This is a genomic window from Tersicoccus sp. Bi-70 (genome assembly GCF_001968825.1).
Taxonomy (GTDB): Bacteria; Actinomycetota; Actinomycetes; order Actinomycetales; family Micrococcaceae; genus Tersicoccus.
Genome location: NZ_MIEU01000002.1, coordinates 198,396 through 214,326, shown reverse-complemented (window position 1 = coordinate 214,326; position 15,931 = coordinate 198,396). Strand labels below are relative to the sequence as shown.

At 71.9% G+C, this 15,931-nt stretch carries 14 protein-coding genes and 1 pseudogene; 7 read left to right on the top strand and 8 right to left on the bottom strand.

Annotated elements, in window-relative coordinates; genetic code table 11:
• Positions 1–75: 75 nt before the first annotated feature.
• Entirely contained in the window at positions 76–1,146 is a 1,071-nt protein-coding gene (locus tag BGP79_RS01135; protein ID WP_083701442.1) for an LCP family protein, read from the bottom strand.
• A 228-nt stretch (positions 1,147–1,374) separates the two neighbouring features.
• Between BGP79_RS01135 and BGP79_RS01130 the strand changes: the two genes are divergently transcribed.
• A complete protein-coding gene (locus BGP79_RS01130; RefSeq protein WP_076692845.1) occupies positions 1,375–1,875 on the top strand; it encodes a DUF3515 domain-containing protein in 501 nt (166 codons plus the stop codon).
• Between the two features lie 33 nt (positions 1,876–1,908).
• Here the strand turns inward: BGP79_RS01130 and BGP79_RS01125 are convergent, their stop codons facing one another.
• The 6 genes from BGP79_RS01125 to leuC form a co-directional block, all read right to left on the bottom strand.
• A complete protein-coding gene (locus BGP79_RS01125; RefSeq protein WP_076692844.1) occupies positions 1,909–3,063 on the bottom strand; it encodes a D-alanine--D-alanine ligase family protein in 1,155 nt (384 codons plus the stop codon).
• Complete coding sequence (locus BGP79_RS01120) at positions 3,060–4,112, bottom strand: NAD(P)H-dependent glycerol-3-phosphate dehydrogenase (RefSeq protein ID WP_076692843.1); 1,053 nt, start codon at positions 4,110–4,112, stop codon at positions 3,060–3,062. Before BGP79_RS01120 ends, BGP79_RS01125 begins: the two co-directional genes overlap by 4 nt.
• Positions 4,109–4,936: a 1-acyl-sn-glycerol-3-phosphate acyltransferase gene (locus BGP79_RS01115; protein ID WP_233120999.1), complete on the bottom strand. Its 828-nt coding sequence runs from the start codon at positions 4,934–4,936 to the stop codon at positions 4,109–4,111. Before BGP79_RS01115 ends, BGP79_RS01120 begins: the two co-directional genes overlap by 4 nt.
• Before the next feature lie 39 nt (positions 4,937–4,975).
• Complete coding sequence (murA, locus tag BGP79_RS01110; RefSeq protein WP_076692842.1) at positions 4,976–6,304, bottom strand: UDP-N-acetylglucosamine 1-carboxyvinyltransferase; 1,329 nt, start codon at positions 6,302–6,304, stop codon at positions 4,976–4,978.
• A 250-nt stretch (positions 6,305–6,554) separates the two neighbouring features.
• Positions 6,555–7,154, bottom strand: coding sequence for a 3-isopropylmalate dehydratase small subunit (leuD, locus tag BGP79_RS01105; RefSeq protein ID WP_076692841.1), 600 nt, complete (start codon positions 7,152–7,154; stop codon positions 6,555–6,557).
• A gap of 12 nt (positions 7,155–7,166) precedes the next feature.
• Positions 7,167–8,615, bottom strand: coding sequence for a 3-isopropylmalate dehydratase large subunit (gene leuC / locus BGP79_RS01100; RefSeq protein WP_076692840.1), 1,449 nt, complete (start codon positions 8,613–8,615; stop codon positions 7,167–7,169).
• An 81-nt stretch (positions 8,616–8,696) separates the two neighbouring features.
• On the opposite strand from leuC, the pseudogene BGP79_RS01095 reads away from it, so the two are divergent.
• Positions 8,697–9,401 (top strand): annotated as a pseudogene (locus tag BGP79_RS01095) (IclR family transcriptional regulator); the annotation flags it as partial.
• A 128-nt stretch (positions 9,402–9,529) separates the two neighbouring features.
• Positions 9,530–10,057 carry a DUF1697 domain-containing protein gene (locus BGP79_RS01090; protein WP_076692839.1) on the top strand — a complete coding sequence of 176 codons (528 nt, stop codon included), beginning with the start codon at positions 9,530–9,532 and terminating at the stop codon, positions 10,055–10,057.
• A gap of 48 nt (positions 10,058–10,105) precedes the next feature.
• Here BGP79_RS01090 and BGP79_RS01085 read toward each other — a convergent pair whose 3' ends face one another.
• A complete protein-coding gene (locus tag BGP79_RS01085; protein ID WP_076692838.1) occupies positions 10,106–11,095 on the bottom strand; it encodes a LacI family DNA-binding transcriptional regulator in 990 nt (329 codons plus the stop codon).
• 132 nt (positions 11,096–11,227) lie between these two features.
• On the opposite strand from BGP79_RS01085, the gene BGP79_RS01080 reads away from it, so the two are divergent.
• Genes BGP79_RS01080 through rhaS form a run of 4 tightly spaced genes read left to right on the top strand, consistent with a single transcriptional unit; the run spans position 11,228 to position 15,918 of the window.
• Positions 11,228–12,739, top strand: a complete 1,512-nt coding sequence (locus BGP79_RS01080; protein ID WP_076692837.1) for a sugar ABC transporter ATP-binding protein — start codon at positions 11,228–11,230, stop codon at positions 12,737–12,739.
• On the top strand, positions 12,736–13,767 hold the full coding sequence (locus BGP79_RS01075) for an ABC transporter permease (RefSeq protein ID WP_076692836.1): 1,032 nt from the start codon (positions 12,736–12,738) through the stop codon (positions 13,765–13,767). Before BGP79_RS01080 ends, BGP79_RS01075 begins: the two co-directional genes overlap by 4 nt.
• Positions 13,764–14,807, top strand: a complete 1,044-nt coding sequence (locus BGP79_RS01070) for an ABC transporter permease (RefSeq protein WP_076692835.1) — start codon at positions 13,764–13,766, stop codon at positions 14,805–14,807. The genes BGP79_RS01075 and BGP79_RS01070 overlap by 4 nt, the downstream gene beginning before the upstream one ends.
• A gap of 55 nt (positions 14,808–14,862) precedes the next feature.
• Positions 14,863–15,918 (top strand): rhamnose ABC transporter substrate-binding protein, encoded by a 1,056-nt coding sequence (gene rhaS / locus BGP79_RS01065; protein WP_076692834.1) that lies wholly within the window; start codon positions 14,863–14,865, stop codon positions 15,916–15,918.
• Positions 15,919–15,931 lie beyond the last annotated feature (13 nt).

The following is a 15,931-nucleotide window of genomic DNA, read 5'->3' as shown; positions in this document are numbered from 1 at the left end:
CGGGACGGCAGGGGACGACCAGTGCGCGGCCGGGGCCGGCCGGACGGGCCGGGAGCCGCGGCGACGCAGGGCCGGTCAGCGCTGCTGGCCGTCCGGGTGGTCGGCGATGTACTGGGCCATCGTGTCGTTGCGGAGCGCCTTGCCGACGTCCGCCACGGCCTTCTCGTCGACCACGATGATCGACTGCCCGTCGCTGGAGAACGAGGTGCCGGAGTTCGGGAGGGTGAACATGTGCACGTCGTTCCCGCGGACGCTGCGCAGCTTCCAGCCCAGCCCCATGACGTCGCCGGAGGTGAAGGACCGGTCGACCCCGAGATAGGGGGCGAACTCGGAGACGGCGTGCGAGACCATGCCCGGATTGGCCAGGACGGACGGCGAGAGCATCTTGTTCATCAGGGACTTCAAGTAGGTCTGCTGGTCCTTGACGCGCTGGTAGTCGCCGTCGGCGAAGGCGTGCCGTTCCCGCACGAACGCGAGGGCGTGGGCGCCGTCGAGCACCTGCTGCCCGGCCTTGAAGGTCAGCCCGTCGATCGCCTTGAAGTCCTGCGGCACGTTGACGCTGACGCCGCCGATCGCGTCGGTCAGCTTCTCGAAGCCGGCGAAGTCGAGGGCGGCGACGTTGTCGATCCGGGTGCCGAGCATGCCCTCGAGCGTCTTGACGAGCAGCGGGATGCCGCCGATCGCCATGGCGGAGTTGATCTTGCCCTGCCCGGAACCGGGGATGTCCACCCAGGAGTCCCGCATGATCGACATCCCGTACATGCCCTTGCCGTCCGAGGGGACGTGGATCAGCATGATGGTGTCGGCGCGCTGGTCGCTGCCGGCCGCGTTGTTCAGGTCGGCGAGGCTCCCGCGGGTGTCGCTGCCGAGCAGGAGGATGTTCTTCACTCCCCCGCCGGCCGCCTCGGGCCGGTCGCCGTCGGGGAACACCTTCTCCAGCTTGACGGTCTTGTCGTCGAACGTGTGGGCGATGCCGCCGACGTAGGTGCCGACGACGATCGCCACGATGGCGATGACGGCGACCACCGCGATCAGGATCGTGCGGATCAGGCGCCGGCGGCGGAGCTTGCTCCGGGCGGCGACCCGCTGCTCCGAGGCCGCGAGCGGCCCCAGGGGGCGGGTGTCCTCGGTGCCCGGCTCGTCCATCTGTCCTCCTGCATCCGGGCACAGCCCGTTCACGCGTCGTCAAAGGTCCTGACGATCCTAAGGGCCGCGGCTGACCGGATGCTGCAGGACGGCGGTGATGTTGCCCGCGTGCCGGTGCCCTCCGTCACCGGTCCGAGCGGTGAGCCTCATTCCCGGCCGTCGGAGATGCGCGTGCACCGTCCGGGTGCCCGGTCACGGCCGCGCGGCGTTCCTCGATAGGCTCGGACGGTGCCGATCCGCCCTGTTCTCTCCCGCACCACCACGGCGGCGGCCCTCGCGGCCATCGGCCTGGGCCTGACGCTGTCCGGCTGCGCTCCCGCGGTCGACGTCGCCCCCGCCGCGCAGTCCAACGACCCGAGGTGCGCCCCGGTGATGATCGCCCTGCCCCACGACCTCGCGGGCCTGACGAAGCGCACCACGACGAGTCAGTCGACCGCCGCCTGGGGCGAGCCGTCCGCGGCCGTCCTGCGCTGCGGGGTGAAGCCGCCGGGGCCGACCACCGAACGCTGCGTGAGCGTCAACGGGGTCGACTGGATAGCCGTCCAGGAGAAGTCGACGTGGCGGCTGACCACCTACGGGCGCACGCCGGCGGTCGAGCTGCTGCTGGACACCAGCCGGGCGGCGTCCAGCACGGTCCTCGTCGAACTGGCGAGCCCGGTGGCGAGCCTGCCGCGCTCCCACCAGTGCCTCGACGTGCGGGACGCGCAGCTGCCGAGCCAGCAGGGCTGACGCCGGACCGGAGGGCCTACGCCCCCGGACCGCTCAGCGCAGCCCGGTGCTCCGGGACAGCGCGAGCTCGAGGAGCCGGTCGATCAGCTCCGGATAGTCGATGCCGGTGGCGGCCCACATCTGCGGGTACATCGAGATCGGGGTGAACCCGGGCATCGTGTTGATCTCGTTGATGATCAGGTCTCCCTCGGGCGTGTAGAAGAAGTCGACGCGGGACAGGCCCTCGCCGGCCACCGCCTCGAAGGTCTCGACCGCGAGCTGACGGATCCGGGCCGTGGCCTCGGCGGGCAGGTCCGCGGGGCAGCTCAGCGCGGCGGCCGCGACGTCGACGTACTTGGCCTCGAAGTCGTAGAAGGTGTGCTGGCCGTCGGCGACGACGATCTCCCCCGGCAGGCTGGCCATCGGCCGCTCGGGCGAGGGCCGGTCCAGCACCGCGCACTCGATCTCGCGGCCGACGATCCCGGCCTCGACGACGACCTTCGGATCGTGCTCCCGCGCGGTCTCGATGGCGGCCTCGAGGGCCGCGGGGTCGGTGACCCGGGTGATGCCCATGCTCGAACCGGCGCGGGCGGGCTTGACGAACACGGGCAGCCCGAGGCGGCCCACCCGGTCCAGGCAGGCGGCGCGGTCCGCGGTCCACTGCCGGGCGGTGATCGACTCGTACGGGCCCACCGGCAGGCCGGCGTGCTCGAAGACGACCTTCATGAAGTCCTTGTCCATGCCGACCGCGCTGGCGAGCACGCCAGCACCGACGTACGGCACGCCGAGCAGCTCGAGCATGCCCTGGATGGTGCCGTCCTCGCCGAAGGGCCCGTGCAGGAGCGGGAAGACGACGTCGACCGCACCGAGGCTGCGCGGCGGCTCCCCGGGCGCGGTCACGAGCAGCTCGTGCGACCCGGCGCCGGGCGCGGTCACCACCGTCGCGTGCGCATCCTCGATGGCCGGCAGCGCCCCGCCGTCGAGGCTGAAGGCCTGCACCCGCGCGTCGTCCATCTGGACCCACTGACCGGATCGGCTGATCCCGATCGGCACGACGTCGTACCGGTCGCGGTCGATGGCCCGCAAGACGCCCGCCGCGGTGACGCAGCTGACGGCGTGCTCGCTGGATCGGCCGCCGAACAGGACGGCGACGCGGATCCGTCCGTCCTGTCCGCGCGTGGCGGTCCCGGGCTGGGCGGAATCGGTCACTGTTCTCCTTCGGATCTGAGGTCGCGGCCGAGCAGGCGCGGAGCGAGGTCGTCCACCGCGATCTCCCCGTCCAGGACGGCGACGACGTTCTCGGTGATGGGCATGCGCACGCCGAGGCTGCGCCCGAGGTCGAGCACGGGACGCGCCGACTTCACGCCCTCGGCGGTCTGCCGCATCGTCGCGGTGACCTGGTCGGCGCTCAGCCCGGTGGCCAGCAGCCGCCCGGCGGTGTGGTTGCGGCTCAGCGACGAGGAGCAGGTGGCCACCAGGTCGCCGAGGCCGGCGAGCCCGGCCATCGTCTCGACCCGGCCGCCGAGGGCGAGCGCGAGCCGGGTGGTCTCCGCGAGGCCGCGGGTGATGACGGACGCCTTGGCGTTGTCCCCCATCTGCCGGCCCTCGCAGATGCCGACGGCGAGCGCGATGACGTTCTTGACGATGCCGCCGAACTCGACGCCGACGACGTCGGTGTTGGTGTAGGGCCGGAAGTAGGGCGGGGAGGCGGCGGCGGCCACGCGGGCCGCGACGGCCTCGTCGGCGCAGGCCACCACGGACGCGGTGGGCGACTCGCGGGCGATCTCCATCGCCAGGTTCGGCCCGGAGAGCACGGCGACCCGCTCCGGGGGCAGCCCGAGCCCGTCGGCGATCACCTCGCTCATCCGCGCGTTGGTGTGCAGCTCGAGCCCCTTCATCAGGGACACGACGACGGCGTGGGGGGCGAGCAGCTCCCGGATGCGCGGCAGCTGGGCGCGCAGCGACTGCGCGGGCACCGCGAGCACGACCAGGTCGGCGCCGTGCAGGACGCCGGGCAGGTCGGTGGAGGCCGTCAGCGTGGTGGGCAGCGCGATGCCGGGCAGGTAGGCGTCGTTGCGGTGGCGGACGGCGATGTCCTCGACGACGGCGGCCCGGCGCCCCCAGACCCGCACCTCCGTCGCCGGACGACCGGCCTCACCCGGGGTGGTGGCCGCCGAGTCGGCGAGGATCTTGGCGAAGGTGGTGCCCCAGCTGCCGGCCCCGACGACGGCGATCCGCGTGAACGGATCCGGGCTCACCGGTCGTCCCCGTGGCCGCCGGCGGCGTCCCCGTCCGTGGCGGTTCCCGGGCTCGCGTCGGTCCCGGTCGCGCCGTCGAAGTGGCGCCCCGTGGCCTGCTGCCCGTGGTGGTCCGGGTTCCACCGGGTGGCCGGCGCCTGCTCGCCGCGCAGCTTCTCGAGTTCGGCGGTGATGGCGGCCATGATGGCCTCGGTGGCCCCGGCCAGCGCGGCGCGGTCGAGCGGGCGTCCCCGGAAGGCGGAGAGGTCGACCGGCTCGCCGACGACCACCGTCACCCGCTTGCGCGGGAACGGGTACAGGCGCTTGGCGTAGCGCGGGAAGAGCTCCTGGGCGCCCCAGTGCACGATCGGCACGACGGGCGCGCCGGTCTGCAGCGCGAGCCGCGCCGCCCCCGTGCGGCCGCGCATGGGCCACAGGTCGGGGTCGCGGGTGAGCGTGCCCTCGGGGTAGACGATGATCGCCCCGCCCTCGTCGATCACCTTCCGGCTGGCCGCGAGCGAGCCGCTCGCCGTCGTCGCGCCCCGCGAGACCGGCACCTGACCGCTCCACCGCAGCACGGGCGCCAGACCGGGCACGCGGAACAGCGAGTCCTTGGCCAGGAAGTGCGGCAGCACCCGGTTGCTGTAGAGGAAGTGCCCGACGATGAGCGGGTCGATCTCCGTGACGTGGTTGGGGACGGCGATGAACCCCGTGTCCCGGGGCAGCCGCTCGGTCCCCCGCCAGGTGTGGGTGATCAAGGCGTTCAGCGCCGGGATCGCCGCCGCGGCCAGGCCGCGGAACGTCCAGATCTGCCGGGTGTCCACCGGAGTGGTCTGGGGCGTCACGTCATCCTCCCGTGCCGCGTCTGCGCTGCAGCGGGCGGGTCAGTGATCGGTCGTGGACAGGGCGAAGTCGGCGCCGAGCGCCTCCAGCTTGTGCGTGAACCGCTCGTACCCGCGGTTGATCAGCTCGATGCCGGTCACCTTGGAGGTCCCGGTCGCCGCCAGGGCGGCGATCAGGTGGCTGAACCCGCCGCGCAGGTCCGGCACGTCGATGTCGGCGCCCTTGAGCTGCGTCGGCCCGGAGATGACGGCGGAGTGGAGGAAGTTGCGCTGGCCGAAGCGGCACGGGACGCTGCCGAGGCACTCGCGGTGCAGCTGGACGTTCGCGCCCATCCGCACCAGCGCGTCGGTGAACCCGAACCGGTTCTCGTACACCGTCTCGTGCACGATGGACACGCCGTCGGCCTGCGTGAGGGCGACGACGAGGGGCTGCTGCCAGTCGGTCATGAAGCCCGGGTGCACGTCCGTCTCGAGCACGAGCGGGCTGAGCTTGCCGCCCGGGTGGTAGAACCGGATGCCGGCGTCGTCGATGTCGAACGCTCCGCCGATCTTCCGGAACACGTTCAGGTAGGTCATCATGTCCTGCTGGTTCGCACCCTCGACGTAGATGTCGCCGCGGGTGACGAGCGCCGCCGACGCCCAGGACGCGGACTCGATCCGGTCCGGCAGGGCGCGGTGCTGGTAGCCGCTCAGGCTCTTGACGCCCTCGATGCGGATGGTGCGGTCCGTCAGGACGCTGATGATGGCGCCCATCTTCTGCAGCACGGCGATCAGGTCGAGGATCTCCGGCTCGGTCGCGGCGTTGCGCAGCTCGGTGATGCCCTCCGCGCGGGTCGCCGAGAGCAGCACCTGCTCGGTGGCGCCGACCGACGGGAACGGCAACTCGATCTTGGCGCCCTGGAGGCCGCGCGGGGCGGTGATGTGGATGCCCGCGTCGCCCTTCTCCACGATCGCCCCGAACTTGCGCAGCACGCTCAGGTGGAAGTCGATGGGCCGGTCCCCGATGCGGCAGCCGCCGAGGTCCGGGATGAACGCCTCGCCGATGCTGTGGATCAGCGGCCCGACGAGAAGGATCGGGATGCGGGAGTCGCCGGCATGGGCGTCGATGTCGGCCCGGTTCGCCTGCGTGGCGTGCGTCGGGTCGAGGGTGAGGTCACCGTTGACCGGGTCCTTCGTCACCGCCACCCCGTGCAGCTTCAGAAGGTTCGTCACGACGGTGACGTCCTTGATCTCCGGGACGTTGCGGAGGACCGACGGCTCGTTGCCGAGCAGGGCCGCCACCATGGCCTTGGGAACCAGGTTCTTCGCGCCGCGGACGGTCACCCGACCGGCCAGGGGCACACCACCCTGGATCGTCAACACACTTGCCATGGATTCAAGACCTCGTTCATCGATCTGCGTACGTGCCGTTGGAGGGAGTACCCCCGTCTGCCTGACGTCAAGCATAAGAGCATGACGGGCGCACCCCGGTGCAACACGGACGAGGGCGCGGATCATCCCGCCCTGCTCCGTGGCGCTCACCACGGGACCGGGCGGGCCGGGAACGGGATCCGTGCTGGTCAGCGCCGGACGACGTTCGTGGCCCCGGGTGGGGTCACGGTACGGGCCACGCTCGCGTGGGTCAGGTGCGCACCGGCAGCGTCGTCGGCTTGTACGCCGGGCGCTGCGCCTCGAAGGCGGCGATGTCGTCCTCGTGGGTGAGGGTCAGCCCGATGTCGTCGAATCCCTCCATCAGGCGCCAGCGCGTGTAGGCGTCGATCTCGAACGGTGCGGAGATCGCGCCGCAGGTGACGACCTGGTTGACCAGATCGACCTCGACCTCGGTGCCGGGCGCGTTCTCGAGCTCCTTGAGGATCAGCTCGATGTCGTCCTGGGCGAGTTGCGCGGTGACCAGGCCCTGCTTGCCGGCGTTACCGCGGAAGATGTCGGCGAACCGGGAGGAGAGCACGGCCGCGAAGCCGTAGTCCTTCAGCGCCCACACGGCGTGCTCCCGGCTGGAGCCGGTGCCGAAGTCGGGGCCCGCCACCAGCACGCTGCCGTGGGTGAAGGGCTCGCGGTTGAGGATGAAGTCCTCGTTCTTGCGCCAGCTGGCGAAGAGGCCGTCCTCGAATCCGGTGCGCGTGATCCGCTTGAGGAAGACGGCGGGGATGATCTGGTCGGTGTCGACGTTGGACCGGCGCAGGGGCACGCCGATGCCGCGGTGGCTGCTGAACTTCTCCATGGGTGTCTCCTCTCAGACCGAGACGGGCCGGGGCGTGGGCGAGGACGGCGTGCCGACCGGATCGAGATCCAGCGGCGAGGACAGGGTGCCGCGCACGGCGGTCGCGGCGGCGACCACCGGGGACACCAGGTGGGTGCGGCCGCCCTTGCCCTGCCGGCCCTCGAAGTTGCGGTTGGACGTGGACGCGCAGCGCTCCCCCGGGGCCAGCTGGTCCGGGTTCATGCCCAGGCACATCGAGCAGCCGGCGAACCGCCAGTCGGCGCCGAAGTCCGTGAACACCTGATCCAGGCCCTCGGCCTCGGCCTCGAGGCGGACCCGGGCGGAGCCGGGGACCACCATCATCCGCACGTCCGGGTCCTTGATGCGGCCCCGGATGACGTCGGCGGCGGCCCGCAGGTCCTCGATCCGGCTGTTGGTGCACGAGCCGAGGAAGACGGTGTCGACGCGGATGTCCTTCATCGGGGTGCCCGCGGCCAGATCCATGTACTCGAGGGCGCGGCGGGCACCGGCCTTCGTGTCCTCGTCGGCGAAGCTGTCCGGGTCCGGCACCGACTCCGAGAGGGAGACGCCCTGCCCGGGGTTGGTGCCCCAGGTGACGAACGGCTCGAGGGTGTTCGCGTCGAGGAAGACCTCGACGTCGAAGACGGCGTCGTCGTCGGTGCGCAGCTGCGACCAGGCGGCGACGGCGTCGTCCCAGTCCGCGCCCGTGGGGGCGTGGGGGCGTCCGGCGACGTAGTCGAACGTCGTCTGATCCGGTGCCACCATGCCGGCGCGGGCGCCGGCCTCGATCGACATGTTGCAGATCGTCATCCGGGCCTCCATGGAGAGCGCGCGGATGGCCGACCCGCGGTACTCCAGGACGTAGCCCTGGCCCCCGCCGGTGCCGATCTTCGCGATCACGGCCAGGATGATGTCCTTGGCGCTGACGCCCTCGCCGAGTTCGCCCTCGACGGTGATCGCCATGGTCTTGAACGGCTTGAGCGGCAGGGTCTGGGTGGCCATGACGTGTTCCACCTCGGACGTGCCGATGCCGAAGGCGAGCGCCCCGAAGGCGCCGTGCGTGGAGGTGTGCGAGTCGCCGCAGACCACCGTCTGGCCCGGCTGGGTGAGGCCGAGCTGGGGGCCGACGACGTGCACGATGCCCTGCTCGGCGTCGCCGAGCGAGTGCAGCCGCACGCCGAACTCCGCGCAGTTGGTGCGCAGGGTCTCGATCTGGGTGCGGCTGGTGGGGTCGGCGATCGGCTTGTCGATCGCGAGCGTCGGCGTGTTGTGGTCCTCGGTGGCGATGGTCAGGTCCGGCCGCCGCAGCGGGCGCCCGGCCAGCCGGAGGCCCTCGAACGCCTGCGGGGACGTCACCTCGTGGAGCATGTGGAGGTCGATGTAGAGCAGGTCCGGCTGCCCGTCCTCGCCTCGCCGGACGACGTGGTCGTCCCACACCTTCTCCGCCAGTGTCCTGCCCACGACCCTCACTCCTTCGTCGTCGTGTCCGGTCGTCTCCCGACCGGGCTTGCGTCTCGAATAATGAGACGGCAATATCAGTACATGGACAACTCTAGTGGAGTCGGCGTCATCGACAAAGCGGTTTTCGTGCTCGATGCGCTCGAGGCGGGCCCGACGACGCTCGCGCAGCTGGTCACGGCGACCGGACTCGCGCGACCCACGGTGCACCGCCTCGCCCTCGCCCTCGTGCACCATCGGCTGGTCGGCCGGGACGTGCAGGGGCGGTTCGTGCTCGGCTCCCGGCTCGTCGAGCTGGCCGCGGCCGCCGGGGAGGACCGGCTCACCGCCGCGGCCGGTCCGGTGCTGATCGGCCTGCGCGACGCGACCGGTGAGAGCGCGCAGCTCTACCGCCGGCAGGGCGACTGGCGCGTGTGCGTCGCGTCCGCGGAGCGACCGATCGGCCTGCGCGACACCATCCCCGTCGGCACCCAGCTCTCGATGCGGGCCGGCTCGGCCGCGCAGGTGCTGCTCGCGTGGGAGGACCACGACCGGCTGCTCGAGGGCCTGCAGGGCGCCCGCTTCACCCCCACGGTGCTCGCCGGCGTCCGACGCCGCGGCTGGGCGCAGAGCCTGGCCGAGCGCGAGCCCGGCGTCGGCTCCGTGTCCGCACCCGTGCGGGCCCCCTCGGGCCGCGTGATCGCCGCGGTGTCCATCTCCGGCCCGATCGAGCGCCTCACCCGGCAGCCCGGCCGCCTGCACGCCGACGTCGTGATGCGTTCGGCCCGGCAGCTGACCGATGCGCTGCGCTCGGCCACGGAGAACGGTGGGGTCGAGGGCAGCGGGGTCGAGGGCAGCGGGGTCGAGGGTGACGCCGTGTCCGCGGACCGGCTCTCGGCCGACGGGCTCTCGGCGGCGACCCCCCGGCGGGGCCGGGCGTGAACCGTCTCGCCGTCTTCCTGCGCGGCGTCAACGTCGGCGGCGTCTCGATCACGTCGGCGAAGCTCAAGGCCGTGCTGGACGAGGAGCCGCTGACCGGCGTGCGAACGCTGCTGGCCTCGGGCAACGTCCTGCTGACGACGAGGCTGAGTGCGGCGGAGGCCAAGGTCCTCGTCGAGCAGCGGCTGCGGGAGGCCTTCGGCTACGACGCGTGGGTGGTCGTCCTGACCCGGGACGCGGTCGAGAAGATCGCGGCGGACTGCCCCTTCCCGGCCGACTCGAAGGATCAGCACGCCTACCTGACCCTGGCCTCGGATCCGACGGCCCTCGACGAGCTCGTCGCCGCTGGGATCGCCGCGGGCGCGGACGCGCCGGTGCGCCTCGACCGGCACGCGATCGCCTGGACGGCCCCGGTGGGCGGCACGCTGGCATCCCCGCTGACGAAGGTCTCGGCGACGAAGCGGTTCAAAGAGACGACCACGACGCGGAACCTGCGCACGCTGCTCAAGGTCGTCGCCGCGGACTGAGGCGCGGCGGGCTCGCGTGCCGCGACCCGCCGGCGGCGAGAGCACGACTCAGCCCGACGACGCCCGCACCACGAGCTCGGGCTGCAGCACGATCTGCCGCGGCTCCTTGCCGTCGAGCTGTTCGAGCAGCAGTTCGAGGGCCAGCGCGCCCATCCGCTCCCGCGGCTGCCGTATCGAGGTGATGGGCACCGCCGCGGCGGCCGCGAAGTCGATGTCGTCGTAGCCGACGATGGCCAGGTCCTCCGGCACCCGGATGCCGCCGTTCAGGGCCACGCCCTGCAGCACGCCGAGCGCGATCAGGTCGTTGCCCGCCACCACCGCGTCCGGCCGGGATTCGAGCGCCAGGATCTGCCGGCCGGCGGCCACGCCCTGCGCCATGGTCAGTCCCGTCACGGGCAGCACGTCCACGCGCGCGTCGTCCACGCCCGCGACCGCCGCACGGGCGCCCTCGAGGCGGTCCCGCACCTGCGGGAGATCGAGGGGGCCGCCGACGAAGAGGATGCGCCGCCGCCCGCGGGCGAGCAGGTGCTCGACGGCGTCCCTCCCCCCGCGCACGTCGTCGACGGACACGCTCGACCAGCCCGGCGTCGAGGCGAGCCGGTCCACGAACACCGACGGGATGCCCCGGTTGCGCAGCCCCTGCAGCAGCGGGAGCACCTCCTCGACCGGGGAGATGAGGATGCCGCGCACGCGCTGTTCCTCGAAGAGCTCCAGGTGGGCGGCCTCCCGGTCCGCCCGCTCGTCGCTGTTGGCGAGCAGCACCGAGAGTCCCTCGGCGGCGGCACGCTCCTCGACGCCGCGCGCGACATCGGTGAAGAACGGGTTGCGCACGTCCAGGACGACGAGGCCGATGCTGTGGGACCGTCCCACGCGCAGCTGGCGGGCGGCGTCGTTGCGCACGAAGCCGAGGTCGTCGATGGCCGCCTGGACGCGCTCGGCGGTGGCCGGAGCCACCTTGCCCGGGCTGTTCAGCACGTTCGAGACGGTACCGACGGAGACGCCGGCGCGCTCGGCCACGTCCCGCACGCTCGCCGCCATCGCCTCGCCCTCCCGCCTCCCCGACGCCGGATCGGCTATGAATTCACGCCCGGTGCTTGACGTGGGCGTGTGACCTTTCTTACAGTACCGGACAACGACTGAAACGATTCAATCCCGTCGAGAGGCCGATCAATGTCGACCGGTACGTCAGGCACCGCCCCCGCCCTCGAGCTGTCCCACGTGGCCAAGGCCTTCGGTCCCGTGGTCGCGCTCTCCGACGGCACCCTCGCCGTCCACCCCGGCAGCATCCACGCCCTGATCGGCGAGAACGGTGCCGGCAAGTCCACGCTGGTCAAGATCGTCGCCGGCGTCTACCAGCGCGACGCCGGGGACCTGCGGGTGGGCGGGCAGACCGTCGACTTCCGCTCGACCGCCGAGTCCAAGGCGGCCGGCGTCGCCGTCATCTACCAGGAGCCCACGCTCTTCCCGGACCTCTCCGTCGCCGAGAACGTCTTCATGGGTCGGCAGCCGCGCACCCGCACCGGCGCCGTGGACCGCCGCGCGATGCGGGAGCAGTCGACCGCGCTGTTCGACCGGCTCGGGGTGCGCCTGGACCCGGAGCGTCCGGCGCTCGGCCTCTCGATCGCGGACCAGCAGCTGATCGAGATCGCCAAGGCCATCTCCTTGGACGCGCGGGTGCTCATCATGGACGAGCCCACCGCGGCCCTGTCCGGCGTCGAGGTCGACCGGCTCTTCGCCGTCGCCCGCAGCCTGCGCGACGAGGGCCGCGCGCTCGTGTTCATCTCCCACCGGTTCGACGAGATCTTCGCCCTGTGCGACACCATCACCGTGATGCGCGACGGCGCGTACGTCTCGACCGACCGGACCGCGGACGTCACGCCCGCCGCGATCGTCACCCGGATGGTCGGCCGCGACGTCGACACCCTGTTCCCCAAGACCGACGGCACCGTCGGCGAGACCATCCTCGAGGTCGCCGGGCTGACCCGCCGCGGCGTCTTCGAGGACGTCTCCTTCACCGTCCGCGCGGGTGAGATCGTCGGTTTCGCCGGGCTCGTGGGCGCCGGCCGCACCGAGGTGCTGCGGGCCGTGTTCGGGGTCGACGACTACGACGCCGGGACCGTCACCTTCCTCGGCCGCACCCTGCCGAAGGGCAACCCGCGGGCGGCGATCCGGGCCGGGATGGGCCTGGTCCCCGAGGACCGCCGCAAGCAGGGGCTGATCGTGGACATGTCCATCGCCCGCAACCTGACCCTGGTGATCCGGCGGCGGCTCGCCCGCGCCGGCCTGCTCGGCCGCGACGCCGAGTACGCGAGCGCGACGGACTGGGCCACCCGGCTGCAGGTCAAGGCCGCCGGCCTGGACAGCGAGGCCGGCACCCTCTCGGGCGGCAACCAGCAGAAGGTCGTCCTCGCCAAGTGGCTCGCCACCGGCCCCCGCCTGCTCATCGTCGACGAGCCGACCCGCGGCATCGACGTCGGCACCAAGGCCGAGGTGCACCGGCTGCTCGACGGGCTCGCGCACGAGGGCTACGGCATCGTCATGATCTCCAGCGAACTGCCCGAGGTGCTCGGCATGAGCGACCGCGTCTACGTGATGCGCGAGGGCCGGCTGACCACCGAACTGTCCCGCGCGGACGCCACCAGCGAGGCCGTCATGACCGCGGCGACCAGGACCGCCGCATGAACGGGCGGCTCGGCGCCCTGCTCCGGCGCCGCGAGTCCGGAGTGCTGCTCGCCGTCGTCATCGTCATCGCGATCACGACGGCGATCAACCCGTCCTTCCTCTTCTCCGACAGCGGATACGCCAACCTGCTGCTCACCCCGTCGATCCTCGCGGTGCTGGCCATCGCGCAGACGTTCGTCATCATCACCCGCAACATCGACCTCTCGGTCAGCGCGACGCTCGGGCTGACGGCGTTCGCCACCGGCACGATGTTCTCGTCCTGGACCGGGGTGCCCGCGGTCGTCGTGGTCGTCCTCGCGATCGCCCTCGGCGGTGCGCTCGGCCTGCTCAACGGCGTGCTGATCAGCGTCGCGAAGGTGCCGGCCCTGGTGATCACGCTGGGCACCCTCTACGCCTACCGCGGCATCCAGGTGATCTGGCAGGGCTCCTCCCTGATCACCCCGGACGAGATGCCGGACGGCTTCACCAACCTCGGCGTCGGATCGGTGCTCGGCGTGCCGGTCCTCGCGATCGTCGCCCTGCTGGTGCTGCTCGTCGCAGGATATGTCCTCGGCTTCCGCCGCGCGGGCCGCGAGTTCTACGCGATCGGCTCGGACGAGCAGGCCGCCCGGCTGTACGGCCTGCCGGTAGGACGCCGCGTCCTGAGCGCCTTCGTGATCTCCGGGCTCCTCTCGGGCCTGGCCGGCGTCATGTACGCCGCCCGGTACGCGACCGTCTCCTCCTCGGCCGGCACCGGGCTCGAACTGCAGGCCGTCGCGGCGGCCGTCATCGGCGGCGTCGCGATCTTCGGCGGCAGCGGCACCCCGCTCGGGGCCGTGCTCGGCGCAGTGCTGCTGACCACCATCAGCAGCACGCTGCCGACCATCGGCGTCCCCGACTTCTGGCAGCAGGCGGTGGTCGGCGCCCTGATCATCCTCGCCATCGTCCTCGACCGGGTGCTCGCCGCCCGGACCGCCCGGCGCCTGACCTCCGAACAGAGCGCCGCCCGGCTCAGTCCCGTCCCCGCGACGAAAGCAGCGATCCGATGAGCACGACGCTCGACGCCCCGCGCACCATCCCGACCGGGCCGACCCGCGCCACCCGCCTGCGCCGGGCGCTGCTCGGGCGGGACGCCGCGATCGTCGTGCTGCTGATCGTCGTCTACCTGATCGGCTACACGACCGTCCCGTACTTCGCCGGCTCGACGACCATCGCGTTCCTGCTCCTGGACGTGCTGCCCATCCTGCTGATCGCCCTGCCGATGACGCTGATCATCATCACCGGGGAGATCGACCTGTCCGTCGCCAGCACCCTCGGCCTGTCCAGCGTGCTCGTCGGCGTCCTGTTCCAGGCCGGCTGGCCGATCCCGGCGGCGGCCGCCGTCGCGATCCTGGTCGGCATCGTGGCCGGCGCACTGAACGGCTTCCTCATCACCACGGTCGGGCTGCCCTCCCTCGCGGTCACGGTCGGCACCCTCGCCCTCTACCGGGGCATCGCGGTGGGCCTGCTCGGCACCAACGCCATCACCGGCTTCCCCCCGGAATGGCAGGCCGTCGTCACCACCCGGCTCGGCGGGGACAGCTCCCCGTTCCCGGCGATCCTGCTGCTCTTCGTGGTCCTCGCCGCGGTCTTCATCGTCGTGCTGCACCTCACGCCGGTCGGTCGCGCCATCTACGCGGCCGGGCTGAACGACGAGGCCGCCGCGTTCTCCGGCGTCGACACCGGCCGGCTCACCTTCTGGCTGTACGTCGCCTCGGGCCTGCTCTCCGCCGTCGCCGGCGTGCTGTGGACCCTGCAGTACAACTCGGCCCGCGGGGACAACGCGCTGGGCCTGGAGCTGTCCGTGGTCGCCGCGGTGCTCGTCGGCGGCGTCTCGATCTTCGGCGGCCGGGGCGCCCTGCCCGGCGTGATCGCCGCCGTCCTGACCATCGGCGTGCTGCGCAGCGTCCTCCGCCTGGCCAACGTCACGGACGACGTCATCAACGTCCTCACCGGCGCCCTGCTGATCGCCTCCGTCCTGCTCCCCCGCGCGGTCACCGCCGTCGGTGTCCTCCGGCACCGCGCCGCACGTCGGCCCGCCCGCACCTGACCCACCCGTTCACCTCCACCCAGTCAGCGCACACCAACCAGCGAAGGAACGCATCATGAAGCTCACCGCCCCCAGCCCGCGGATCACGGCCCTGGCCGGCGCCGCCGTCGCCCTCGCCCTGGTGGCGACCGGCTGCGCCGCCCCGACGCCCGGAGGCAGCTCCAGCGGCGGCAGTGGCAGCGCCGCGGGCAAGAACTACGCCATCGCCTTCCTGCCCAAGAACCTGGGCAACCCGTACTTCGACGCCTCGGACAAGGCCGGCCAGCAGGCCGTCGAGGGCTTCGGCGGCACCTACAAGGAGGTCGGGCCCCAGCAGGCGAGCGCGGACGGCCAGGTCAGCTACATCAACACCCTGACCCAGCAGAAGACGGGCGCCATCGTCCTCTCCGCCAACGACGTCAACGCCCTCTGCAGCGCCATCGGCCAGGCCAAGTCCGCCGGCGTCAAGGTCGTCACCTTCGACTCCGACACCAAGCCCGGGTGCCGCGACGTCTACGTCTCCGCCTCCAGCACCGAGCTGATCGGGCAGAAGCAGATGGACATCATGGCCAAGCAGATCGGCAGCTCCGGCAAGGTCGCCATCCTCTCCGCCTCCGCCAACGCGACCAACCAGAACGCCTGGAACGAGGCGATGAAGAAATACACCGCGAGCAAGTACCCGAACATCCAGATCGTCGCCACGGTGTACGGCAACGACGACGACCAGACCTCGTACGACAAGACGCAGGCGCTGCTCTCCCAGTACCCGGATCTGAAGGGCATCATCTCTCCGACCACCGTCGGCATCGCCGCGGCGGCCCGCTACCTCGACTCGAAGAAGTCCTCCGTCAAGCTCACCGGTCTCGGCGACCCGCAGCAGATGGTCAAGTACGTCAAGGACGGGACCGTGCCGGAGTTCGCCCTGTGGAATCCGCAGGACCTCGGAAAGCTCGGCGCGTTCGCGGCGAAGGCCCTGATCGACGGCACGATCACCGGCAAGGAGGGCGACAAGCTGACGGCCGAGGGGCTGAGCAACAAGACGACCGAGTTCACGGTCGGGGCGGACGGCGTCATCACGCTCGGCCCGCCGTTCGTCTTCGACAAGTCGAACATCGACCAGTTCAAGTTCTAGGTCGTCCCCGACG